The following is a 22,589-nucleotide window of genomic DNA, read 5'->3' as shown; positions in this document are numbered from 1 at the left end:
CTGATCACGCACAAAAGAGACTCGCACCATGAGCATCCTGAACAACGCCCTGTCCGGAGCGGTCGCTTCGCAAGTGGCCCTGTCGGCCAGCAGCCAGAACATCGCCAACCTGCAGACCAAGGGGTACACCCGCCAATCGGCCCTGCTGTCCGCCGTCGCCCCCGCGGCCGGTGCTGCGCAGGCGGGCAACGGCGTGCGCGTGAGCCAGTTGCTGCGCTTTTCCGACGGCTACAAGACCCAGCAGCTGTGGCGCAGCGCGTCCGACCTGGGCGCGCACTCGCAGACCCAGCCCTACCTGACCCAGCTGGAAAAGGTGATGGGCGACGACACGGCCAGCCTGTCGAGCGGCGTCGACGCGTTCTTCGCGTCGCTGAACGCGGTCGCCGGCGTCGATCCGACGTCGACCCCGCTGCGCCAGCAGGTGGTGACGGCGGCCGGCCTGCTGTCCCAGCGCTTCAACAGCCTGAACAACGTTTTCAACGCGCAACTGCAATCCGTGCGCCAGCAGCGCAGCGCGCTGGTGGACGCCGCCAACAGCACGATCGCGTCGATCGCGTCGCTGAACGCCCAGATCGCGAACGCCACCGCCACCGGCAGCAATGCCTCGGCCCTCGTGGACGCGCGCGACCAGGCCATCGACAGCCTGGCGAGCCAGATGGGCGTGGAAGTCAGCGACCAGCCGGACGGCACCCGCAACGTGTCGCTCAAGTCGGGCCAGTCGCTCGTGCTGGGCGGCGTGGCCGGCAAGCTGTCCGTCACCGGCGCCGCCACCCAGACCTTCAGCCTGACGTTTGCCGGCAGCAAGTTCGACCTGGACACGACCAGGGCCGGCGGCCAGCTGGGCGGACTGTCGGCCTATGAACAGGACACGCTGCTGCCGCTGCAGCAAGGCGTGGCCGACATGGCCCAGCAGATCGCCGACAAGGTGAATACCCAGCTCGCGGCCGGCTTCACGATGGACAACACCCCGGGCAAGCCGCTGTTCTCCTACACTGCGGGCGGCACGTCGGACATGCTGCAGGTGGCGGACGGGTTCCAGACCTCGGACCTGGCGTTTTCCGGCGACGGCACGCCCGGCGACACCGGCAACCTGCAACAACTGGTCGACATCAAGAGCCAGACGATCACGCTGACCAAGATCGGCACCGTGATGGTCGGCGACGCCGACACGCAGCTCGTCGGCCGCCTGGCCGTCGACAGCCAGCAGAACAAGGGCGCGCTGACCACCGCGCAGACGATGCGCGACCAGGCCGAAGCGGACTGGCAGTCGACGAGCGGCGTCAACCAGGACGAGGAAGCCGTGCACCTCGTCGAATACCAGAACATGTACCAGGCGAATATGAAGGTGATGTCCGTCGCGAACGCGCTGTTCGACGCCACCTTGCAGATGATGGGTTAAGGGAGAGAAGCATGCGTATCGCCACCAGTCAATACCAGGCGATGATGACTCAATCGCTCCAGATCAACCAGGAGCGCATCACCTATGTGACACAGCAGATGGCCAACGGCAACCGCATCCAGTTGCCGTCGGACGATCCCGTCGACAGCGTGCGCCTGTCGCGCCTGAAACGCGAAGAAGCGACGATCGCGCAATACCGCAGCAATATCGCGGCGGTGCAGGAACGCATGTCGAAGAACGAAGGCTCGCTGCAGAACATGGTCAACGACATGGGTTCGGGCCGCGACCTGCTCGTGTGGGCGTCGAACGGTTCCAACACGCCGCAGGACCTGAACGCCATGGTCACGTCGCTGACCGCGCTGCGCGACAGCCTGATGTACAACGCGAACACGAAGGACCAGGAAGGCCGTTACGTCTTTTCCGGCACCGTGACGGACACCCCGGCCATCACCTGCGATACCGGCGCCCCGCTCGGCGCGCGCTACACTTATACCGGCAACACGAACGACCAGATGGTCATCGTGGGCAACGGCATCACCCAGGTGGGCAACCAGAACGTCAACGGCCTGGAAAAACTGCTGAACCAGCTCGACCTGACGATCGACACGCTGTCGAATCCGGCCGTCGACGCGAACGACCCGGCCGTGCGCGCCACGTTGAAGGACAACCTGGACGGCTTCGACGCCGCGATGGACCTCATCAGCGGCAAGGTCGCCGTGATCGGCGGCCAGCAAAACATTCTCAAGACGATCGACGCCAACCACGAGAACGTCAGCCTGGCGAACCAGACGGCGATTCTCGACATCGGCCAGCTCGATGTCGGCGCCGCCGCAATCGAGCTGAACGGTTACCAGACAGCACTCCAGGCCAGCTACAAGGCCTATAGCAAGATCGGCACCCTGTCCCTGTTCTCGGCGCTCTGACGGCCATGGATACCACACTTCGACCCACGACCGCCGGCGGAACCGGCGGCACGCTCGGCACCCGGCCGAATGCCTCGTCCCGCCTTCTTCCGGCCCGCGCCGCCGACGTCGTCGACGACACGGCGGCGACCAATGCGGCCGCCGCGCCGGCGACCGCGGCCCCGCTGCGCGGCAATGCCGGCCCGGCGAAAATCTCCGGCGGCTTCCAGGACCAGGTGGCGCGCGCCCAGCAGGCGCTCGACTACCTCGACCGCGTGGCCACGCAGCTGGAAGCGCTCAAGGGCGAGCTGACCGCCAAGCTGGCCGGCACCCGCCCCGGTTCGCGCCTGCAGCTCGAGGCGCTGGTGCGCCAGCTGGCCCACACGCTGTCCACGCGCAAGAAGCAGGGCGGCGGCAGCGTCGACCACAATCTGAACTACACGACGAAGCCGGCCGTGCAGCGCTTCCGCATCCGCGGCCTCGACATCGGGAACGTCAGGAAGAGCGCGCCGCAGAGCATCTCGTTCTCGGTCGGCGGCGTCGGCGGTCCGCAAATGGCCGTCAACATCGAACCGGACCAGTCGAACGCGGACATCGCCCGCGCCCTCGACCGCGCCCTCGCCCCGATGGGCGTGCACGCGAGCCTGGACGACAACGGCGAACTCGTGTACTCGACGCCGGAATCGAACTGGTCGTCCGTCAAGGACAGCATCGCCGTCAGCGGCCGCGGCCGCGTGACCACAGACGAAGTGCCGGCGAACCTGGCGCCCGAGCTGTGGAACGTCAGCGCGGACACGGGCAATGCCGACGCGCTGCGCCAGAGCCTGCGCGAAGTGGTGCAGGCCCTGGAACGCGTGCACCGCTCGCAGGCGGCGGCCAGCAACGCCGTGCAGGCCGCCTCCGTCCAGGTCGCGGCGGCCGAAACGCCGCTGCCGGACGTGACGTTCGCGGCCGACGACTTCGGCAAGGCCGCCGCCAGCACGGACTACGAGTCGCTGGTGGCGCTGACGTCGGCGCTGGTCGGCGTCAGCCGCGACCGCGTGCTGGCGCTGCTCGGGCTGCGCTGAACACGCCTTCCGCAACGAACCAAGCCCCGCACCGCGGGGCTTTTTCGTTTCTTGACCAAGCGAGCGGTTCCCGCTCGTATGCATCCGCGCCGGCATCGGTAGCGCCCTTTTGCTGCCACCCCACAACCTTTCCGCGCTTGGAATGTTTCTGTTTTAGGTAAGAACTTATCTGATTTCGATAAGAACGGTCAGGTCGCTAAGCTGGACAGCCTGAGCGAGATGCGACGAGTGGCAGCCGTAACCTCGAATGCTCCACCTAAGCCAGATAAGTAGGCCCTGCCGGGGTCTCGACACCACGCTAAGCGGCTACGCGGTTTGACGCCAAGTCCCAGCCACCTGACGTATTGCCTGCGGCACCACCACCGATTTTCTGCTGTGTGTAAGTCCACTTGACCTTCGAAAATTTCAAGCAGACGTGCTCAACCAACATCGTACCTGCATGCAGCGACGGTTCCACGCCCCCAATTAGCACGTTTTCCAGCTGAATCTCAAAATACTTGATCGGCTTTCCGTCGCCGTCAGCGCGCATGAACTCGAATTTCGCCTTGGGAATGGTCTTACCCATTGCACAGTACTGCATCAAAATTGGCGACGCCAGGTCAACGACCTTTGCGAACACGATATCACGCATTTCCACGCGTTCTGCGGTGTGACCGCCGCCGGTCGACGAGGTCGCGCTACGCGGCTGCAGTATGCCCCACAGCACCTCGGTGCACTCAATCCAGCTCTTGTGAGCGTCGTCAGCCGACTCGCCCTTGACACCGTCAATTTGCAGATAGACATCAATTGCCATCTCAAGACTCCTTTGAAGTTTGGCCGGACTCGGCAGTGCCGGGATTATTCCCGCGATGACGCCAAGGCCGGTTGTGCGCTCTCAAGAAATAACCGTTGAGCCAGAGTTAGAGTGCATTCTTGGCGTAACAAGGAACGGACATGACCAAGAAAGCACATCATCATCACGTGGCCGCCGGGCCATCCGTGAACGAGGGCATGCACATGAGTGCTGAAGCCAGGGCACGGATGCGAAATCGTGAGAAAGCGGTCTACCACTACTATGACGATATGGGACCAGGAAAAGGCAGCTGTACGTGGGGTGTTGGAATACTGGCTCACGCGGGCCCCTGCACCAAGGAAGAGTTGGCTAGTCCGGTGAGCGAAGCCGCTGTGGAGGCAGAGTTTTCGCGCCGAGTTGCTGCTGCCGAAGCTGGAGTTGTCCGTAACGTGCGCAATCAGAAGCTGCCGCAGGACCAGTTCGACGCCCTCGTGAGCCTGACATTCAACGCCGGCACCGGTGGCGCCAGTCACACCTACGCAATGGTCGACCGTGGGGATTACGGCAGCGCTGCTCGCAACATTCGCACGCTGACGTCAACCCATGTCAACGGCAAGAAAGTGAAGGCCCGTGGTCTGGTCGCGCGTCGGGCTGAGGAAAGCGCGCCGTTCGACGCCGCAGCAAGCGCCGCTGCCACCGCCAAAAAGTAAGGAGCCAAAGCATGCATTTTTTGCGAATTGCGCGAATGTGCGCAGCCGCCGGCCTAGTCGTATCTGTCTTGGTTCCAACCACGGCATTCGGCGCTGACACCAAAAACGCTGACATCCTCGGCATATGGACGCTGACGAAGGTGCTCGACTCGGCAGAAATAACGGCAATGGATGACGACGACGCAGACAAACTTGTGGGCAAAACGCTCGAAATTCGCAAAGGAGGCATTGTCTTTGCGGGTGAACCTTGTCAGAACCCTGACCTTAACCGGCGGCGCGAACCTACGGCCAAATACATCCGAGAGGCGTACCACGCTCCGGTCGGGCGCCTAGGATTGCCCGACACAGTCACGGTAGTGCACCTGACATGCACCGAAGCGATCCTGAAATCCAAAGACAAAATAGTCGTTTTTTGGGATGGATTCTTTTTTGATGCTGTCAAGAGCAAAGCTGCGAAGCGCTGACTGACCTCCGTCGACCGCTGCTGTTTCTCAGCAGTACACGCCTTAGCCCGCGCGCGCGGGCTTTTTTATGCCCGCGGATCAGCGCGTGATCGGCTTCACGCTGATCGTCGTCCCGCGCAAATCGATATCGTGGATCTCGACGCTGCCGAACGTCGGCCCGGGATGGCTGCCCACGCGGATGTTGCGGAAGCTGATCTCGCCGATCGTGCTGGGCAGGCGCAGCGTGACCGAGCCGTCGCGACTCACCGTGGCCTGCGAATTGGCCGGGTCGTAGCTGACGTCGCGCACCGTCGTGTCGGCCGACAGCATCAGCGCGAGCGGATTGAATACCGCCGCCAGTTCGCCCAGCACGCGCACGCCGTCGTTCGGCAGCGCGTGCTGCACGGCCGTCTGCAGGCCCTGCTGGCCGCCCTGCGCGGCCAGGGCGGCCAGGCGCAGTTCGGCCTGGCGCGCCTGGTCGCGCAGCGCGTCGTCGTCGCGGCCCTGCGCCGTCACCTCGCCGAGCTCCGCGTCGGACAGCGCGCGCAGGCCGCGCCCGAAGCCGCCCTCCCCTTCGCGTTCGCCGGGCATGCGCGTGGAGACGGCCGCCGCCGGCGCCGCCGCCACGGCCGCATAGGCCTGCAAGGGCCCCAGCAGCGCCGTGGCGAGCGCCGCCGCCATGCGCAGGCTGCGCTGGCGCCGCACGGCGCCGCGCACCTGCGCCTGCGTGATCAGCTTCATGTCGGCCAGGATCTCGCCCAGCCGGCGCCCGCTCTGTGCCTGCGCGCGGATTGCCGCGTCCAGCTGTTGCTGCGAAATCAGCTTCTTTTCGATCAGGATCTGGCCCAGCCGGGACTTGTGGGTACTGCGTGTCATCCAGTCGCTCATCGCCGCCTCCTCACGTGGTGATCAATCACTGCCCGACGGCCGCACGCAGCTTGAGGCCGACGCGGTTCTGCAGGTCCGTCATCTTGGGCTGGATCTGCGCCGCGTTCGCCTTCGCGACGTTCTCGCCGACCGCCTTCTTCAGTTCCGGCACGACGCTCTCGAACTTGGCCAGGACGGGGGATTCGAGGATGCCCGCCAGCTGCTTCAACTCGTCCTCGCTGAACTTCTGCGCGAGCAGCGGGGCCACGCTGGACTGCACGATCGCGTGCGTGCTCGCGCGCAGGGCCGGCGCTTCCTGCTCGACGAACTTCGTCGCCTCCGCCGTGATGTCCTTCATCGTCGCATCCTGCTTGTCGGCCGGGACGCGGCTCTGCACCACCACGCGCGACTGGCGCAGCATGTCGGCCACCGGCGCCTGCAGCATCTGCAGGCCGACGGATTCCAGCCCCATCTTGCCGAGCACGCGCTGCACGAGCGCCTGCTTGGACGCCGGCACGCCGTCCATGCCCTCGGCGTTCGCGCCGCCGGCCAGGCCAAGCCCGATACCGAGGGCCATCGTCATACACATCAATCGGGACATCGTCATCTCCACGTGAAAAGTCGAAACAGGTCAGAACGGCCGCGTGTACGAGAAGCCCGCATACCGCACGATCAGGCTGCCGGACACGTTGGTCGCCGCATAAGGGTTGTAGATCAGGTTGAAGAAATTGTCGCAGTTGAGATTGCAGTCGCTGCGCGCCGGGATGTCGTACGTGCCCTTCATGTAGCTGCCCGTGAGGTTGACTTCCCCGCCGTCGTCGAAGCGGTAGCGCAGGCCCACGCTCCTGAGTTTCGTGTCGGGCAGCGGCGCGAGGAGGCTCATCTTGTCGGCCGGGATGGAGCTCTTGCGCGGCTCGTAGCCCAGGCGCAGCGCCAGCTTCCTGGTCAGGTTGAACTGGGCGCCGAAGCTGTAGTTGACGACGCTGCGAAAGCCCATCTTGAACGTGGCCTGACTCGAATTCGCATAGCCGAACAGGCGCGCCATCTCGAGCAGCTTGACGCTGCGGTCGAACTGGAACGTCAGCTCGTTCCACTGGGACCAGTCGGCATAGCTGACGTCCGCGTTCATCTGCACGTAATCGGTCAGCATCAGCTTCATGCCGGCCTGCACGCGCCACGGGAACGGGATCCTGGCCGTCATGTTCCCCGTCTGGTATTCCGGGATATCCGACGGCATGCCGGTGACGGCGCCGACGATCGGCCCGAGCAGGCTGGAATTCAGGCCGCGCACGAAGCTGCGCAGCATCGGGTCGCTGTGGAAGATGTACGAGCCGGTATAGGTCGTGCGCGTGCCGCCCTGGTACACGAGGCCCAGCGCGAACCACGTCTTCGGCTCCCACAGCACCCCCAGGTTGACGGTGGGGTCGAACGACGCGCGCAGGTCGAAGTCGATGTTGGCCGCGCGCTTGAACGGGTTGACCATCCCCTCCGGGCCGCCGCCGCACAGGCCGAACGTCAAGGTGTCGATCACCGTGCCGTTGCCGTTCGGGCAGACGGCCTTCTGCAGCTGGCCGACGGTGCCGAGCAGCTTGTTGGGCGCGCGGAAGTCGGTGTTGATGGCGAAGGCGGAATACGCGATCGGCACCGAGATGCCGACCTTGAGCGTGTCCGACACCTTGTACGCGGCCGCCGGCGACAGGTACACGAGACGCTGCAGCTGCACCAGGCGGCCGTCGAAGCGGGCCGGGTCGTCCGGGTCCTTGGTACGGTCGATGCTCATCGCCGCCGACAGGTAGGCCATCGTGCCGAAGGTCCAGCGCGAACCGGGCGCGTTGTACGACATGCCGAGGCCCGGCACCAGCACGGCCGGCAGGCGCGCCTTGGGGATACCGTAGAACGGGATCTCGAGCGCCTGGCGCACCGGCCCGCTCGACTTGCCGTTGATCGGATCGTCCTTGAAGCCGCCGATGTCGATGTCGGGCGCCGACACGAAATGGTTCGGGTTGCGGATCGCCGCCATGAACACGGTGTCGATCCTCTGCGAGCCCGTCAGGCGCGCGAGGCCGGCCGGGTTGAAGTGGATCGATTCGATGCCGGGCGGGTCGGCCGTCACCGCATTCCCCATCGCCATCGCGGTGGGACTCGTGACGAGATTGTCGGTGACGCTGGCGCGCGCGCCGGGCGCCAGCGCGACCAGTCCGGCCAGCGCCAGCGCGCGCACGAGGCGGCGCGCGGGCAAGGCGTTCGGTGACGGCGCGGCGGTCATGCGGTCGGCCTCACAGCGACAACGGCAGGCTCATGGTCAGCGACAGGTTCGGCGCCGCCGCCGTGAGGCCGGCGCCGACCGTCACGTTGACGGTGGTCTTGGGCGACATGCGGTAGCCCGCGCCGATCGACAGGATGCCCGCGCTCTGCGTCTGCGTCTGCGCCTGGTTGCCGTTGTCGAACGTGAGCGTGGACCGGGCCTGGATCGATTCCTGGAACGAGAACGACGTCGTGATCTTGTACGACAGCGCGTAGGCGAAGCCGAGGCCGAAGCCGAAGCTGGCGCCCGGCTTCACCTGGCGCAGCGTGGCGCCGTACAGCTGCTGGTTCAGGTGCTTCGCCGTCAGGCTGTACCCCACGTTGAAGGAGCCGAACAGCGCCACCGGATCGACGATGCGCGTCATGTTGGTGCCGATGTTGAAGCTGTTGACGCCGGAACCGGTGGCCACGCCCTTGTTCACGTCGACCTTGTACGGGCTGGTGCCCGTCGCGAGGCGCGCGCCTGCGGTGAACGTGTACGCGGTCTCGTCGCGCTTGACTTCCAGCGGCTGCCAGCGCACCCCGAGGCCCAGGTCGCCGATCGTGTGCGAGACGCCCGAGAAGCCGCCGGAATCGGAGTAGCGGCTGATCATGGGCACGGTGACGTTGGCGGTCAGGTTGTTGAGCACGCCGTAGTCCGCCATGATCGTGTTGGTGATCGTGTGCGAATTCGTGTTCTCGATCGAGAACAGCGTGGCGGTGCCGGACGACAGGTCGGTGTTGATCTTTTCCTGGCCGATGTAGGTGTAGCCCAGCTCGTAGTTCACCTGCACCTTGCCCTGCCGGATCAGCGAGTATTGCTTGTCGACGGCGGTCAGGGTTTCCTTCAGCAAGGTCGCGTTGTCGGCGTCGGTGTCCTTCTTCGCCAGCGCACTCCGCACCGCGTCGGCGGATGGGGCGGGGGAACCGGTCGTGTCCTGGGCCAGCGCCGGCAACTGGGCGAACAGGCCGGCGGCAGCCAGCGCCGGTGCCAGCATCGTGGTGATCTTCATGGTGGTCCTTCGTGGTGGGTCTATTGTTTGCGGATCGAGATCCCGCCGAAACCGTTCAACAGGCGCTCGTTCGCCAGCTGCGTGTCGATGGGGCGTTGCAGGCCGCGGTCGCGGATGCGGTCCATGTCGACCACGCCCAGTTCGTTGTCGGTCAGCGCCAGCTGGAGGGCCGGCGGATGGCCCTTGGGCGGATAGGCGATGAACAGCGTGTTGCGGTCCCACAGCTTGGCGAATTCGTCGACCGAGAACGTGATGTTGCCGGCCGACGGATCGGCCAGGAACACGAGGCCCCCGCGCACGCCGCGCAGCACGACGAAGTGCTTGAAGCCGGCGTAGTCGATCGGCACGATGCCCGGCGAATCGAGGGTGCGCAGGTCCGACATCTCGGCGTGGAAGCCCGCGCTCTGGACGTGGATCGACGCAAGATAGCGCTTCATGTCGAGCAGCGAAAAGCCGCGCCGCTCGATGATCTTGTCCTTTTCGCCGAAGGCCATCATGCCTTCCATCGACTGCTGTTCGGTGACGTCGATGCCCAGGTGGTACTTGAGGATCGTGACGAGCGCCGCCGAGCCGCAGCTGTAGTCGTAGGCCTGGTGGACGATGTGCTTGTACTTGAGCTCGGAGAACGGCTCCATCTCGACGCTCGGAATGCCGGCGGCGGCCACGGACATGGTCGTCGGCAGGTCGAATCGGTCGAGCGGACGGTCCTGCGCCTCGTGCTCGGCGAGCACGCCGGCCCCGCCCACGATGACCGCGAGGATCCCCAGCAGGAATGTGAACATGGTGTCTCCCTGGGGCGCTTCATGCAGCCCCTTGTGGCCCGGCTCCCTACGCATACGTGGCGTGGTGGATGCCTGGATTTCATGCAGTGTCCACGTGGTGTTTTGGCCACGTTTATTGCAGTTTTTCTATATTTTGGATGCAGGCAAGGCCGGGCGATGTTATAAAACGCTATCGTTTTTATAAAAAATCGCTCATTCGGATTGGGGCACCATGCATACGTGGGACAGGATCAGCAATGCATTGGGGGAGCCGGTGGTCAGCGTCGAGATCGGCGGTGTCCCGCTGCGGGCCGAACGCTACATTTTCCAGCTGGGCGGTTGCGAAGTGCCGCCGCTCGATTCCATGGTGCTGGCCTGCCACATGGGAGGCGCGCGCGCCACGGCCGGACGCAGCCCGGGCCGTTCGTTCGACTTCCTGGCCGGCGCCGCGACCGTGTTCCAGCCCGGCTTCGCCAGCCGCTGGTCGTTCTTCGGCGCGATCGACATGGCGATGTTCCACTTCCTCGACCCGAACCACGAGATGGTGCGCCAGCTGCAGCGCCTGCTGGCCGCGCGCGCCAAGTCGCCCACCTTTTCCGACCCGCTCGTGCACGCGGCCGCCCAGCAGCTGCTGGCGGAAGTGGCCCGCAGCAGCACGCCGAACACGGGCTTCGTCGAACGCGCGTCCGCGCTGATGATCGAGCAGGCCTGCCGCGTGCTGGAAGGCAAGACCGGCCGGCACCTGCCGCCGGACGCCCTCCAGCTCGGGCGCCTGCAGGGCGTGCTGGAATGGATCGGGCAGAACCTGTCCAGCGAATTGTCGAACGCGGAACTGGCCGAGCGCGCGGGCGTGTCGGAATCGCACTTCCGCCGCATCTTCCAGGAAGCGATGGGCATGACGCCGCACCGCTATGTGTTGCGTTTACGCCTCGAACGGGTCCATGAATTACTGACCCGCACCAGCTTCTCGATCGCCCGTGTTGCGGCGCAATGCGGATTCAACAGCCAGAGTCACATGACCGCGTGCTTCGCGGCGGCCTACGGCATCACGCCCGCCCGGGCACGCCAGCAGGCGCGCGCCTGAATCCCGTCCGGCCGCGCCGGAACCCATCGGTTTGCGCTGCGTCAAATAAAAAAACTTGCCTGTCGCAAATGAGCGATTTTTGATAAACACGAGGTCATTTTCCGAATCGTTGAGATTTCGCATGCACACATAATAAAAAACAGGCACCCGGGCATGTCACAAAAAGAATCCGGGGTCATCAGACGACGAGCAAGGAGACCCAAGCATGAGACCAGCGCAGGACGCGTCCGCACGTACGCGGTCGCCAGCGTGAAGTACCTGTCCGCCACGGACGTGGTGCAACGCATCAAGGCGTGCCTCGGCGCCGAGGGCATCGACGTCGACGCCCTGTTCGCCAGGGCCGGCCTCGAACGGTTCGAGCACGGCGCGCAGGGACAGCGCGCGGCCGACCTGCTCGCGTTGTCCGACCAGTTCAGCGTGCTGTGGGAAGGCCTCGCGGCCGCCAGCGGCGATGCGTTGATCGGCTTTCGCGTGTTCGCGCCCGATCCGCTCAGCTGGCTCGGCGTGCTCGGCCACCTGATGCTCGCCTCCCCCACCCTGCGCCAGGCGGCGGACAGCCTGACGCGCTACATGCCGCTCGTCTCGCCCGTCGTGCGCGCCACCATCGAGCCGAAGGCGGACCGCGTGCGCGTGGGCCTGAACCTCGTCGGCGGCGCGCGCACCGTGCCGCAGGCGCGCTACGACTTCACCTGGAACCTGCTGCTGGCGACGATGCGCTTCGTGGGCGCGCGGCCCGACCTCAAGCCGGCCCTCGTCGAATACGCCTACCCGGCCCCGGTCGACACGGCGCCGTACGCGCGCTGGTTCGGCTGCCCGGTGCGCTTCGGCGCGCCCGCCAACGCGCTCGAATTCGCCAATGCCGACATCACGGCGCCGATCCCGACCGCGAGCCCGCTCGCGGCCGAAGGCCTGTTCCGGCTGCTCGACGAACGCCTCGCGCAGGCCGAACGCACGAGCGTGGCCGCGCGCGTGCGCGAGCTGCTGCCGGCCATGATCGACCAGGGCGGCGCGCTGCGCGACGCCGTCGCCCGCCGCCTCGCGATCAGCGAACGCACCCTGCAGCGGCGCCTGGCCGACGAGGGCACCGACTTCTCGACCCTCGTCGACGAGGTGCGGCGCACGATCGCCCAGCAATACCTGGGCAGCGACCGCATCAGCGTCAAGAACCTCAGCTACAAGCTGGGCTTCGCCGATCCCAGCGCCTTCCACCGCGCCTGCCTGCGCTGGTTCGGCAAGGCGCCCGGCGAATTCCAGCAGGACCGGTTGAACGCCCATGCGGTCAGTGGGACCACAGGCGCAACTGGCCCTGCATCTGCAATTCACCGTTCAGGGTGACCTGCCCCAGGCTCTGCGTGACGGGCGCGCGCGGGTCGGCCTGCACGCTGAGCGAATCGAAGCCGGTGTCGGTGAACTTCGTCCATGCCGGCAAGGTCAGCGCCAGGTAGTTCGTGCCGTCCGCCGCCGTCTGCGGGCTGATGTTCAGGCCCACCATCTGGATCACGCCGCCCACGTTCTTGAGCACCGTGTACGTCGTCCGTCCGTCGACCACCTGGCCGATGGACAGGCGGCTGTCGCCCGTGGTGCCGTCGCCCGGGCGGTTCAGTTGCAGGCGGATGGCGAAGCTGATGCCGTCGGCGCCGCGCACCTGCGCGAGTTCGTCGTCGTCGAGCGGCTGCGGCCCCGCCCACGCCGCCCGGCACAAGGAGGCAAGGAGCAGGATGGCGAGGAGGCGCAGGCGCATGGTCATTGGTGGAACTTGACGTCGAGGTACTGCAACTGGATGGACCCGATGCGCGAACTGCCCAGGTCCATGTTCGCGCCCGCGTCGCTGCGGAAGCTGATGTTCCCGATCTGCAGCGTGCCGCTCGGCGCCGCCTGGCCGGCGTCGGGCCAGCCGACGCCGATGTGCAGGGTCGCGTTGCCCGCCGCGTCCGTGCGCGCGTTGAAGATGCCGGCCTGGCTCGTCACGTCCGCGATCTGCCACGGCGCCGTCGGCGCGGAACCGTCCGCCGTGGCGGCGCCGATCTTCACGTTCGACAGCACCATCGCTTCGTTGGTCGCGTCGCGTCCGTTCGGCGCCAGGGTCAGGCTGCCCAGCTCGACGTGCGTGGCGAGGCCGAACGCCAGGCCGTCGCCGGCGACCGGCGTCGTCCACTGCAGGCCGCCGCCGTAGTACACGAGGTCCTTGAGGATCACGCTGCCGTTCTTGACGTCGAAACCGCTCGCGTTCACGCCGAAATCGTAGGCGATCTGCCAGACTTCGCGCCCGGCCGCATTCTGCGGGAAGGCGATGTTGATCATGTCGGCGCGGCCGGTGCCGCCCGGGACCACGTCCAGGCGGTAGGGGTCGGCGAACGGCGCGTCCGTGTTGTCGGAGCGCGAGGCGGCCACGTTGCCGATGACTATGCTGTCGCCGCCGGGCGTGGTGTAACGCATTTCGGCGTTGCCGGACATGGCGAAATTCGACAGGTTGAAACTCATGCCGTCGCGGCCCGCGATCCTTGCGAGGGCGCTGTCCGGCAGCGGCTCGAGGGCGCCGGCCAATCCCGGCACGCAGAGCACGAGGACGAGCGCGGCGCGCATCAATGCCCCGTCGCGTTATTGACCGGCACGGTGCCGGTGAGGTTCAGCGCGGTCAGCTTGTCGCGCCAGTTCAGCCAGATGCCGGCCTGGGCTTCCGTCAGTGCGGGCATGCCGGACGCGGCTTGGAATTGCACGGGCGTCTTGAGAATCGAGATCCAGAAATCGCGGCTCGGGCCGTTGGCGTCGCCCGCGGTGACGCCGCCCACGCTGGACAGCGGCGTGCAGCCCGTGCAGGTGCCGTCCCAGCGCTTGCCGCCGCCGGCGTCGTTCATGCTGTCGATGATGCCTGCCGCGCCCGCGTCGATGCGCATCGAGCCGGACAATGTCGCGATCTTCGTGCCGATGTCGCCCGCGATGCCGTCGAAGCCGAGGCGCATGCCGACCATCTCGCGCTGGTTGTCGACGCCCGTGTTTTTATAGACGAATTCGAAATAGGGATTGGTGATCTGCACGAGCCGCTGGGCGGCAGTGGCGTCGGTGCGGCCGAACTGCAGTGCGCTGATGTCGAGGTCGGCGCCCGTCCCGTTGCGCGGCGCGTACGTGTACTCGCCCAGGCGCATATTGGCCAGGTTGGCATTCAGGGTGACGTCCGCATCGAGGGCGATGCGGGTGAAATCGAAACCGTTGTAGCTGGAATTGCTGACCGTGAACAGGCCCTGGCCGCTGACCCTGGACAGTTCGTTGTCGGACATGGGACGCATCTGCGCGGATGCCGTACAAGGCAACAGCGAGAGCGCCAGGAGGGACGCGGTGAGCGTGGTGCGCATGATCGAACCGGAATCGAAGGTCAAAAAAACGGCCCGGGGCAAGCCCGCGGGCCGTCCATCACCCAACCCGTGATGCTTAGTGCGCCCAGATGTAGACGGTGGTGCCTTGCAGCTTGATGTCGTTGGCGGCGAACGAACCGTACGACGCGCTCGAGTTGCCCATCTTGATCGAGTCGACCGACATGCTCAGGTTCTTGTTGGTGTCGACTTGCGGGATGGCGATCTTGACGACGTCGCCAGCCGGCATGAAGGCAGCCAGGCCGGCACCGCCCGTCACGCCCAGCACGCTCGATGCGCCCGATGCTGCGCTGGCGTCGGCCTGGAACGTGGCGTTGTTGATGATGTCGATGGTGGCGGCGATTGCACCGGTGATCGCGATGTTGTTGAAGCTCACCGAACCGCCTGCCGTGTCGGTATCGGTGTAGACGAAGGAACCGATGTTGACATGCAGGTCGGCGGCGATCGACACACCGTCACGGCCCGAGACCTTGGACAGTTCCGTATCGCCGATCGGCGTGAGGGCCGAAGCGTACGAAGCGATCGAGGACAGGGCGGCAACGACGGTCAATTGTTTCAGCAGTTTCATGGTATCTCCAGTGTTTTATTGTGATCGACGGAAATCTTTTCGGGCTTCCCCGCGCGTCCGCTCATTTCCTCTGCGGCTTGTGGCCTGTCGGGACGGCAGCGTCGGGACCGCTTTTTGGCTTAATTGAAAGTCAATTAAGTGGAAACTATGTTATTACTTCCGATACAAACACCACATCGTTTTGTCCTTGCCCAGGAAGCCAAATCGATGGCTTCCTGAGACAGCCGCTTACGGCGATCAGTGCGCCCAGATGTAGACGGTGGTGCCCTGCAGCTTGATGTCGTTGGCGGCGAACGAACCGTACGACGCGCTCGAGTTGCCCATCTTGATCGAGTCGACCGACATGCTCAGGTTCTTGTTGGTGTCGACTTGCGGGATGGCGATCTTGACGACGTCGCCAGCCGGCATGAAGGCAGCCAGGCCGGCACCGCCCGTCACGCCCAGCACGCTCGATGCGCCCGATGCTGCGCTGGCGTCGGCCTGGAACGTGGCGTTGTTGATGATGTCGATCGTGGCGGCGATCGCACCGGTGATCGCGATGTTGTTGAAGCTCACCGAACCGCCCGCGGTGTCGGTATCGGTGTAGACGAACGAGCCGATGTTCACATGCAGGTCGGCGGCGATCGACACACCGTCACGGCCCGAGACCTTGGACAGATCGGCATCGGCGATCGGGGTCAGGGCCGATGCGTACGAAGCGATCGAGGACAGGGCGGCAACGACGGCCAGTTGTTTCAGCAATTTCATGGTGTCTCCAGGATTGTTGTGATGGGTCGGATTCGAACTTAATCGGCTAACAATTAAGTGGAAACAATGCTAATGCTTTCCAACCAATAACAGCAGTCCGGCGGCCATGTCCGCGGAGCCAAATCGATGGCTTGGCGAGCCGGCCTCGGCACCGCCCGGCGCGCGGACATAAAAAAACCCGCTGCGGGCAGCGGGTTTTTGCGGTGCGGCGAAAAGCGCTTATGCGGCTTCGCGGCTGGCCTTCTTGCGCTCGTGTTCTTTCAGGAAACGCTTGCGCAGGCGGATGCTCTTCGGCGTGATCTCGACCAGCTCGTCGTCCTCGATGAACTCGACGGCGTATTCCAGCGACATCTGGATCGGCGGCACCAGGCGCACGGCTTCGTCGGTGCCCGACGCGCGCACGTTGGTCAGCTGCTTGCCCTTGATCGGGTTGACGACCAGGTCGTTGTCGCGCGAGTGGATGCCGATGATCATGCCTTCGTACACCGGGGTGTTGTGCTCGACGAACATGCGGCCGCGGTCCTGCAGCTTCCACAGTGCGTAGGCGACGGCCTGGCCGTCATCCTGCGAGATCAGCACGCCGTTGCGGCGGCCGGCCAGTTCGCCCTTGCCGTTGTCGACCGGAGAGTACGCGTCGAACACGTGGCTCATCAGGCCGGTGCCGCGGGTCAGCGTCATGAAATCGCCCTGGAAACCGATCAGGCCACGGGCCGGGATGCGGTATTCCAGACGGACACGGCCTTTGCCGTCCGATTCCATGTTCTGCAGGTCGCCACGGCGGCGGCCCAGTTCTTCCATCACGCCGCCCTGGTTGACTTCTTCCACGTCGACGGTGAGGTTTTCGTACGGCTCGCACTTGACGCCGTCGATCTCCTTGAACACGACGCGCGGGCGCGACACGGCCAGCTCGAAGCCTTCACGGCGCATGTTTTCCAGCAAGATGGTCAGGTGCAGCTCACCACGGCCCGACACTTCGAACACGGTATCGTCCGAAGTCGGCAGGACGCGCAGCGCCACGTTCGATTTCAGTTCGCGGTCGAGGCGATCGCGCAGCTGGCGGCTGGTGACGAACTTGCCTTCGCGGCCGGCCAGCGGCGAGTTGTTGACCATGAAGTTCATCGTCAGGGTCGGCTCGTCGACGGTCAGCATCGGCAGCGCTTCCGGGGTATCCACTGCGGTCACGGTCACGCCGATGCCGATGTCTTCGATACCGTTGATCAGCACGATGTCGCCGGCGACGGCTTCATCGACCAGCACGCGCTCCAGGCCTTTGAAGTTCAGCACCTGGTTGATGCGGCCCTTGATCGGATTCTTGTCGTCCTGGCCGTTCACGACCAGCACGTCCATGCCGGGCTTGACGCGGCCGCGGTTGACGCGGCCGATGCCGATCTTGCCCACGTACGACGAGTAGTCCAGCGACGTGATCTGCATCTGCAGCGGACCGTCCGGATTGTCGTCACGCACCGGCACGTATTTCAGGATGGCGTCGAACAGCGGCTTCATGTCGCCGCCGCGCACGCTTTCGTCCATGCCGGCGTAGCCGTTCAGGCCCGACGCGTAGACGATCGGGAAGTCCAGCTGCTCGTCGTTGGCGCCCAGCTTGTCGAACAGTTCGAACGTCTGGTTGATCGCCCAGTCGGCGCGCGCGCCCGGACGGTCGATCTTGTTGACGACGACGATGGGCTTCAAGCCCAGGGCCAGCGCCTTGCGCGTCACGAAGCGGGTCTGCGGCATCGGGCCTTCCTGCGCGTCGACGAGCAGCAGGACGGAGTCGACCATCGACAGCACGCGCTCGACCTCGCCGCCGAAGTCGGCGTGGCCCGGGGTGTCGACGATGTTGATGTGGGTGCCTTCGTACTCGACCGCGCAGTTCTTCGACAGAATCGTAATGCCGCGTTCTTTCTCGAGATCGTTCGAGTCCATCACGCGGGTGTCGACGGCCTGGTTTTCGCGGAAGGTGCCGGATTGACGCAGCAGCTGGTCGACCAGGGTGGTCTTGCCGTGGTCAACGTGGGCGATGATTGCGATATTACGAATCGCGCGTTTGGTGTTAGACATATGCGTTTTCAACAGAAAATGTTGCGTGATGGACGGATGAGCTCGAAGCGCCCCATTCCGAGAACCCACTAGTATAGCATGCTTACAGGCCCTGCTGCGGCGCAGCGGAGCAGAAAGCCAGCATAACGGTGAAATATTGAATGCCGATGACGCGGGAACGGGCCCCATGTGTGCACGGGGCCGCCGTTTTCAAGCCTGCGGCCGCGCGATCAGCCGTTCCGGCGCCAGCACGCCGTAGTCCTGCAGGATGGCCGTGCCCAGCAGCTTGTCGTCGTGATACACGCGCACCCTGCCCTGCGCGTCCGGCAACGTGACGGGCTCGCGGTTCAGCGCCAGCCTCTGGCCGTTGAGGAAGCGGGCGGCCAATTCCGGTGTCAGGTCGACGCGCGGGAAGCTCGACAGCAGCGCATCGACCGGCGCCAGCAGCGACAGCGGATTGTCGTGCGCCTGCAACTGTTCCAGGGTGACCATGCCGTCGACCGTCAGCGCGCCGACCCCGATGCGGCGCAGCGCGTTCAGGTGGGCGCCGCAGCCGAGCGCCGCGCCGATGTCCTCGCCCAGCACGCGCACGTACGTGCCCTTGCTGCACGTGACGCGGATGGCGAGCATCGGCGCGTCGTAGGCGAGCATCTCGAGCTTGTGAATCGTCACGGGACGCGCCTCGCGCTCCAGCACGATGCCTTCGCGCGCATATTCGTACAACGCCTTGCCGTCGCGCTTCAGCGCGGAGTACATGGGCGGGATCTGCATGATCGGGCCGCGGAAACGGGCGAGCGCGGCCTCGATTTTCTCCGGCGTCACATCCACCGGACGCGTCTCGACGGTCTCGCCTTCCGTATCGCCCGTCGTCGTCGTGACGCCCAGGTGGACGACGGCGTCGTACGTCTTGTCCGCTTCCAGCAGGTCTTGCGAGAACTTGGTCGCCTCGCCGAAGCACAGCGGCAGCAAGCCGGTGGCGAACGGGTCCAGCGTGCCCGTGTGGCCGGCCTTCTTCGCGTTGACGACACGCTTCGCCTTGATCAGCGCGTCGTTCGACGACAGGCCGACCGGCTTGTCGATGAGGAGCACCCCGTCGACGAGGTCGCGAGGCTTGCGTGGCGGTCGTGCGTTCACTCGGAGTCCGCGTCTTCTTCGACGTCGTCGTCCTTCGCCCGCGTCGCGTTGGCCTGGTCGATCAGCGCCGACAGCGCAAGGCCGCGACTGGTGGACGTGTCGTGAATGAAATGCAGCTGCGGCAGCGTGTGGATGTGCAGGCGCTTGCCGAGCAGGTTGCGCAGGTAGCCGGACGCTTTCGTCAGGCCTTCCAGCGTCTGCTTGATCTCTTCCGGGCTGTCCTTGAGCAAGGTGAAATAGACCTTCGCGTGCGCGTAGTCCGGGGTCAGCTTGACTTCGCTGATGGTGACCATGCCGACGCGCGGATCCTTCAGCTCGAAGGCGATCAGTTCCGACAAGTCCTTCTGGATCTGGTCGGCCACGCGCAGGCCGCGCTGGGGAATGCTTTTGCTGTGTTTTGCCATGTTATTGACTGCTTATGAAAAACTTGGGGCCAGCGGCCCGCGCCACGGCGCAGGCCAGCCAGCCCCAATGCTACTCCTAATGACGGAGAGTCCGATTACAGCGTACGCGCCACTTCCTGAACTTCGAACACTTCCAGGACGTCGCCGACCTGGATGTCGTTGTAGTTCTTCAGCGACAGACCGCACTCCAGACCGGCGCGCACTTCCTTGACGTCGTCCTTGAAGCGCTTGAGCGAGTCGATCTCGCCCGTCCACACGACGATGTTGTTGCGCAGCAGGCGGACCGACGAGGTACGCTTGACGACGCCGTCCGTGACGAGGCAGCCCGCGATCGCGCCGACTTTCGACACGAGGATGACCTGGCGGATTTCCACCTGGCCCGTGACGTGCTCGCGCTTCTCCGGTGCCAGCATGCCCGACAGCGCCGTCTTGATCTCGTCGATCGCATCGTAAATGATGCTGTAGTAACGGATGTCGACGCCGTTCGTCTCGGCCAGCTTGCGCGCCTGGGCGTCGGCACGGGCGTTGAAGCCGATGATGACTGCCTTCGACGCGGTCGCCAGGTTGACGTCCGACTCGGTGATGCCGCCGACGGCCGCGTGCACGACCTGCACGCGCACTTCCGACGTCGACAGCTTCTGCAGCGAGCCGACCAGCGCTTCCTGCGAACCCTGCACGTCCGTCTTGATGATGAGCGGCAGGTTCTTGACTTCGCCCTCGGCCATCTGGTCGAACATGTTTTCCAGCTTCGCCGCCTGCTGTTTCGCCAGCTTCACGTCGCGGAACTTGCCTTGACGGAACAGGGCGATCTCGCGCGCCTTGCGCTCGTCCGCCATGACCATCGCTTCCTCGCCCGCGCTCGGCACTTCCGTCAAGCCCTGGATCTCGACCGGGATCGACGGACCGGCTTCGGTCACGGCCTTGCCGTTCTCGTCCAGCATCGCGCGGACGCGGCCGAACGACGAACCCGCCAGCACGACGTCGCCGCGCTTCAGGGTGCCCGACTGCACGAGGATCGTCGCGACCGGGCCGCGGCCCTTGTCCAGGCGCGCCTCGACGACGAGGCCGCGCGCCGGCGACTCGCTAGGCGCCTTCAGTTCCAGCACTTCGGCCTGCAGCAGCACGTTTTCCAGCAGGTCGTCGATGCCCTGGCCGGTCTTGGCCGACACCGGGACGAACGGCGAATCGCCGCCGTATTCTTCCGGCACGACGCCTTCCGCGACCAGTTCCTGCGTCACGCGGTCGGTGTTGGCGCCCTGCTTGTCGATCTTGTTGATCGCCACGACGAGGGGCACGCCGGCCGCTTTTGCGTGGGCGATCGCTTCCTTCGTCTGCGGCATCACGCCGTCGTCCGCCGCCACCACGAGGATGACGATGTCGGTAGCCTTGGCGCCGCGGGCACGCATCGCCGTGAACGCCTCGTGACCCGGGGTATCCAGGAAGGTGACCATGCCGCGCGGGGTGTCCACGTGGTACGCACCGATGTGCTGGGTGATGCCGCCGGCCTCGCCCGCCGCCACTTTCGCGCGGCGGATGTAGTCCAGCAGCGAGGTCTTGCCGTGGTCGACGTGGCCCATGACGGTCACGACCGGCGCACGCGGCTTCGATTCGAACTCGTGGTGTTCGCCCTGGTCGGCCAGGACCGCTTCCGGGTCGTCGACGGCCGCGGCATGCGCCTTGTGGCCCATCTCTTCGACCACGATCATCGCGGTTTCCTGGTCCAGCACCTGGTTGATGGTGCACATCTGGCCCAGCTTCATCAGCTGCTTGATGACTTCCGATGCCTTGACGGCCATCTTGTGCGCCAGTTCGGCCACGGTGATGGTTTCCGGCACGTGCACGTCGCGCACGATGGCTTCGGTCGGGGCCTGGAAATTCGATTCGCGATCGTCGTGGCCGCCACGACGGCCGCCACGGCCGCCGCCGGCACGCCAGCCGTCACGGCCGGTCGGCGCCGCGTTGCCGCGACCCTTCGTGCCGCCGCTCGGACCGCCGCGCTTCTTGTCGTCGGACCAGGTCGATGCCACATTGGCCGACTTGATCGACTTCTTGTCGCCCGGCTTGGCGCGGGCGCCGTCGGCCGGCTTGGCTTCCGCCGGTTTCGCTGCCGTCGCCGGCTTGTGCAGGGTGCTCGGCTCGGCGGCCTTCGGCTTGGCCGGGGCCGGTTCCGGCGCCTTGATCACGCGGCGCGGCTGGGCCATCATGGCCTTGATCTGGGCCACCTCGTCGGCGACGGCCTTGCGCGCACGCTCGGTGGCGGCGGCGCGTTCGGCCGCTTCCTTGGCGGCTTCCTCGGCACGGCGCTTGGATTCCTCGGCAGCAAGCCGCTTGGCTTCGTCCGCCGCGGCGCGCTTGGCCTCGTCGGCGGCGCCGGCGGTGCCGGCCGATGCCTGGGCGGCTGCCGCCGCCTTGTTCGCGGCCGCTTCGGCGGCTTCCGCCGCTTCACGCTTGGCGCGCTCTTCGGCGTCGCGCTTGGCTTGTTCTTCCGCCGCCTTGGCCTGTGCGGCCTTCTCGGATTCGAGCTTGGCCAGGCGTTCCTGCTTCTCGCGCAGTTCCGCTTCCTGGCGCGCGATCAGCTCGGCCTGGCGGCGTGCGTCTTCCTCGCGACGCGCCTGCTCGGCGGCGTCGACGACCGGCGCCTGCTGGGCAGCCGCTTTCGGCGTGACGAGGTCGTCACGCTGCACGAAGGTGCGCTTCTTGCGCACTTCGACCTGGATCGTGCGCGATTTGCCGCTGGCGTCAGCCTGCTTGATCTCGGAAGTTTCCTTGCGGGTTACCGTGATCTTCTTCTTTTCGCCCTGGTCGGCGGCGCCGTGGGTACGGCGCAGATGGTTCAGCAGCTTATCCTTATCATCCTTGGACAAGGGATCTGACGTCGAACTTTTCTCGACGCCGGCAGAACGCAGCTGCGTCAGCAGCAAATCTGCAGGCATCTTCAGTTCGGTGGCAAATTGGGCTACGTTGTTACTCGCCATTCAGTCCTCTTTTCTATGTGTCGCGAGATGATAAAGAAATTTGCTTGCTTAATAA

The 22,589-nt window shown here is 65.4% G+C and carries 22 protein-coding genes; 7 read left to right on the top strand and 15 right to left on the bottom strand.

Features of this window, described 5'->3' with window-relative positions; all coding sequences use genetic code 11:
* The first annotated feature begins 28 nt into the window (after positions 1–28).
* From flgK to ISF28_RS19720, 3 genes are read left to right on the top strand one after another with little or no spacing between them, the layout of a single operon-like run.
* Positions 29–1,399, top strand: a complete 1,371-nt coding sequence (gene flgK, locus ISF28_RS19730) for a flagellar hook-associated protein FlgK (protein ID WP_198118887.1) — start codon at positions 29–31, stop codon at positions 1,397–1,399.
* 11 nt (positions 1,400–1,410) lie between these two features.
* Positions 1,411–2,322 carry a flagellar hook-associated protein FlgL gene (gene flgL / locus ISF28_RS19725; RefSeq protein WP_198118886.1) on the top strand — a complete coding sequence of 304 codons (912 nt, stop codon included), beginning with the start codon at positions 1,411–1,413 and terminating at the stop codon, positions 2,320–2,322.
* Between the two features lie 5 nt (positions 2,323–2,327).
* Positions 2,328–3,368, top strand: coding sequence for a hypothetical protein (locus tag ISF28_RS19720; RefSeq protein ID WP_198118885.1), 1,041 nt, complete (start codon positions 2,328–2,330; stop codon positions 3,366–3,368).
* 298 nt (positions 3,369–3,666) lie between these two features.
* Here the strand turns inward: ISF28_RS19720 and ISF28_RS19715 are convergent, their stop codons facing one another.
* On the bottom strand, positions 3,667–4,161 hold the full coding sequence (locus ISF28_RS19715; protein WP_198118884.1) for an Hcp family type VI secretion system effector: 495 nt from the start codon (positions 4,159–4,161) through the stop codon (positions 3,667–3,669).
* Between the two features lie 140 nt (positions 4,162–4,301).
* Here ISF28_RS19715 and ISF28_RS19710 point away from each other — a divergent pair, with 140 nt between their 5' ends.
* On the top strand, positions 4,302–4,850 hold the full coding sequence (locus ISF28_RS19710) for a lysozyme (protein ID WP_229519220.1): 549 nt from the start codon (positions 4,302–4,304) through the stop codon (positions 4,848–4,850).
* Between the two features lie 11 nt (positions 4,851–4,861).
* Positions 4,862–5,314 (top strand): hypothetical protein, encoded by a 453-nt coding sequence (locus tag ISF28_RS19705; RefSeq protein WP_198118883.1) that lies wholly within the window; start codon positions 4,862–4,864, stop codon positions 5,312–5,314.
* A 78-nt stretch (positions 5,315–5,392) separates the two neighbouring features.
* Here the strand turns inward: ISF28_RS19705 and ISF28_RS19700 are convergent, their stop codons facing one another.
* Genes ISF28_RS19700 through ISF28_RS19680 form a run of 5 tightly spaced genes read right to left on the bottom strand, consistent with a single transcriptional unit; the run spans position 5,393 to position 10,238 of the window.
* Positions 5,393–6,181: a cyclic di-GMP-binding domain-containing protein, MshE-related gene (locus tag ISF28_RS19700; RefSeq protein ID WP_198118882.1), complete on the bottom strand. Its 789-nt coding sequence runs from the start codon at positions 6,179–6,181 to the stop codon at positions 5,393–5,395.
* 25 nt (positions 6,182–6,206) lie between these two features.
* A complete protein-coding gene (locus ISF28_RS19695; protein ID WP_198118881.1) occupies positions 6,207–6,761 on the bottom strand; it encodes a DUF2059 domain-containing protein in 555 nt (184 codons plus the stop codon).
* Positions 6,762–6,791: 30 nt separating this feature from the next.
* Positions 6,792–8,426, bottom strand: a complete 1,635-nt coding sequence (locus ISF28_RS19690) for an OmpP1/FadL family transporter (protein ID WP_198118880.1) — start codon at positions 8,424–8,426, stop codon at positions 6,792–6,794.
* A 10-nt stretch (positions 8,427–8,436) separates the two neighbouring features.
* Complete coding sequence (locus ISF28_RS19685) at positions 8,437–9,456, bottom strand: transporter (protein ID WP_198118879.1); 1,020 nt, start codon at positions 9,454–9,456, stop codon at positions 8,437–8,439.
* Positions 9,457–9,476: 20 nt separating this feature from the next.
* Complete coding sequence (locus ISF28_RS19680; RefSeq protein ID WP_198118878.1) at positions 9,477–10,238, bottom strand: C39 family peptidase; 762 nt, start codon at positions 10,236–10,238, stop codon at positions 9,477–9,479.
* A 211-nt stretch (positions 10,239–10,449) separates the two neighbouring features.
* Between ISF28_RS19680 and ISF28_RS19675 the strand changes: the two genes are divergently transcribed.
* Both ISF28_RS19675 and ISF28_RS19670 read left to right on the top strand, forming a co-directional pair.
* A complete protein-coding gene (locus ISF28_RS19675) occupies positions 10,450–11,301 on the top strand; it encodes a helix-turn-helix domain-containing protein (RefSeq protein WP_198118877.1) in 852 nt (283 codons plus the stop codon).
* 249 nt (positions 11,302–11,550) lie between these two features.
* Positions 11,551–12,636 (top strand): AraC family transcriptional regulator, encoded by a 1,086-nt coding sequence (locus ISF28_RS19670; protein ID WP_198118876.1) that lies wholly within the window; start codon positions 11,551–11,553, stop codon positions 12,634–12,636.
* Here the strand turns inward: ISF28_RS19670 and ISF28_RS19665 are convergent.
* The 9 genes from ISF28_RS19665 to infB all read right to left on the bottom strand — a co-directional run bounded on the left by ISF28_RS19665 (position 12,581) and on the right by infB (position 22,534).
* On the bottom strand, positions 12,581–13,042 hold the full coding sequence (locus tag ISF28_RS19665; protein WP_198118875.1) for a hypothetical protein: 462 nt from the start codon (positions 13,040–13,042) through the stop codon (positions 12,581–12,583). The genes ISF28_RS19670 and ISF28_RS19665 overlap by 56 nt on opposite strands.
* Before the next feature lie 2 nt (positions 13,043–13,044).
* Positions 13,045–13,884, bottom strand: a complete 840-nt coding sequence (locus tag ISF28_RS19660; protein WP_198118874.1) for a hypothetical protein — start codon at positions 13,882–13,884, stop codon at positions 13,045–13,047.
* Complete coding sequence (locus ISF28_RS19655) at positions 13,884–14,576, bottom strand: hypothetical protein (RefSeq protein WP_229519219.1); 693 nt, start codon at positions 14,574–14,576, stop codon at positions 13,884–13,886. The genes ISF28_RS19660 and ISF28_RS19655 overlap by 1 nt, the downstream gene beginning before the upstream one ends.
* Before the next feature lie 151 nt (positions 14,577–14,727).
* A complete protein-coding gene (locus tag ISF28_RS19650) occupies positions 14,728–15,237 on the bottom strand; it encodes a DUF6160 family protein (RefSeq protein ID WP_198118872.1) in 510 nt (169 codons plus the stop codon).
* 237 nt (positions 15,238–15,474) lie between these two features.
* Positions 15,475–15,984, bottom strand: a complete 510-nt coding sequence (locus ISF28_RS19645) for a DUF6160 family protein (protein WP_198118871.1) — start codon at positions 15,982–15,984, stop codon at positions 15,475–15,477.
* A gap of 219 nt (positions 15,985–16,203) precedes the next feature.
* The gene (gene typA, locus ISF28_RS19640; protein WP_198118870.1) at positions 16,204–18,042 is read right to left on the bottom strand and encodes a translational GTPase TypA; all 1,839 of its coding nucleotides are present in this window, start codon (positions 18,040–18,042) and stop codon (positions 16,204–16,206) included.
* Positions 18,043–18,231: 189 nt separating this feature from the next.
* On the bottom strand, positions 18,232–19,155 hold the full coding sequence (truB, locus tag ISF28_RS19635; RefSeq protein WP_198118869.1) for a tRNA pseudouridine(55) synthase TruB: 924 nt from the start codon (positions 19,153–19,155) through the stop codon (positions 18,232–18,234).
* Positions 19,152–19,559 carry a 30S ribosome-binding factor RbfA gene (gene rbfA / locus ISF28_RS19630; protein ID WP_198118868.1) on the bottom strand — a complete coding sequence of 136 codons (408 nt, stop codon included), beginning with the start codon at positions 19,557–19,559 and terminating at the stop codon, positions 19,152–19,154. The genes truB and rbfA overlap by 4 nt, the downstream gene beginning before the upstream one ends.
* A 95-nt stretch (positions 19,560–19,654) precedes the next feature.
* Positions 19,655–22,534 carry a translation initiation factor IF-2 gene (infB, locus tag ISF28_RS19625; protein WP_198118867.1) on the bottom strand — a complete coding sequence of 960 codons (2,880 nt, stop codon included), beginning with the start codon at positions 22,532–22,534 and terminating at the stop codon, positions 19,655–19,657.
* Positions 22,535–22,589: the final 55 nt, after the last annotated feature.

It is taken from the genome of Massilia rhizosphaerae (genome assembly GCF_016093545.1).
Taxonomy (GTDB): domain Bacteria; phylum Pseudomonadota; class Gammaproteobacteria; order Burkholderiales; family Burkholderiaceae_D; genus Telluria; species Telluria rhizosphaerae.
The sequence above is the reverse complement of the archived record's forward strand: the minus strand, read 5'-3'. Positions and strand labels throughout refer to the sequence as shown.

Coding starts and splice junctions, on each gene's coding strand:
- ISF28_RS19665 (WP_198118875.1), bottom strand. CDS start 13,042: ATGCGCCTGCGCCTCCTCGCCATCCTGCTCCTTGCCTCCTTGTGCCGG.
- ISF28_RS19650 (WP_198118872.1), bottom strand. CDS start 15,237: ATGAAACTGCTGAAACAATTGACCGTCGTTGCCGCCCTGTCCTCGATC.
- ISF28_RS19720 (WP_198118885.1), top strand. CDS start 2,328: ATGGATACCACACTTCGACCCACGACCGCCGGCGGAACCGGCGGCACG.
- ISF28_RS19715 (WP_198118884.1), bottom strand. CDS start 4,161: ATGGCAATTGATGTCTATCTGCAAATTGACGGTGTCAAGGGCGAGTCG.
- ISF28_RS19680 (WP_198118878.1), bottom strand. CDS start 10,238: ATGTTCACATTCCTGCTGGGGATCCTCGCGGTCATCGTGGGCGGGGCC.
- infB (WP_198118867.1), bottom strand. CDS start 22,534: ATGGCGAGTAACAACGTAGCCCAATTTGCCACCGAACTGAAGATGCCT.
- ISF28_RS19710 (WP_229519220.1), top strand. CDS start 4,302: ATGACCAAGAAAGCACATCATCATCACGTGGCCGCCGGGCCATCCGTG.
- ISF28_RS19655 (WP_229519219.1), bottom strand. CDS start 14,576: ATGTCCGACAACGAACTGTCCAGGGTCAGCGGCCAGGGCCTGTTCACG.
- rbfA (WP_198118868.1), bottom strand. CDS start 19,559: ATGGCAAAACACAGCAAAAGCATTCCCCAGCGCGGCCTGCGCGTGGCC.
- flgK (WP_198118887.1), top strand. CDS start 29: ATGAGCATCCTGAACAACGCCCTGTCCGGAGCGGTCGCTTCGCAAGTG.
- ISF28_RS19660 (WP_198118874.1), bottom strand. CDS start 13,884: ATGCGCGCCGCGCTCGTCCTCGTGCTCTGCGTGCCGGGATTGGCCGGC.
- ISF28_RS19645 (WP_198118871.1), bottom strand. CDS start 15,984: ATGAAATTGCTGAAACAACTGGCCGTCGTTGCCGCCCTGTCCTCGATC.
- ISF28_RS19685 (WP_198118879.1), bottom strand. CDS start 9,456: ATGAAGATCACCACGATGCTGGCACCGGCGCTGGCTGCCGCCGGCCTG.
- typA (WP_198118870.1), bottom strand. CDS start 18,042: ATGTCTAACACCAAACGCGCGATTCGTAATATCGCAATCATCGCCCAC.
- ISF28_RS19690 (WP_198118880.1), bottom strand. CDS start 8,426: ATGACCGCCGCGCCGTCACCGAACGCCTTGCCCGCGCGCCGCCTCGTG.
- ISF28_RS19695 (WP_198118881.1), bottom strand. CDS start 6,761: ATGTCCCGATTGATGTGTATGACGATGGCCCTCGGTATCGGGCTTGGC.
- ISF28_RS19675 (WP_198118877.1), top strand. CDS start 10,450: ATGCATACGTGGGACAGGATCAGCAATGCATTGGGGGAGCCGGTGGTC.
- ISF28_RS19705 (WP_198118883.1), top strand. CDS start 4,862: ATGCATTTTTTGCGAATTGCGCGAATGTGCGCAGCCGCCGGCCTAGTC.
- ISF28_RS19700 (WP_198118882.1), bottom strand. CDS start 6,181: ATGAGCGACTGGATGACACGCAGTACCCACAAGTCCCGGCTGGGCCAG.
- flgL (WP_198118886.1), top strand. CDS start 1,411: ATGCGTATCGCCACCAGTCAATACCAGGCGATGATGACTCAATCGCTC.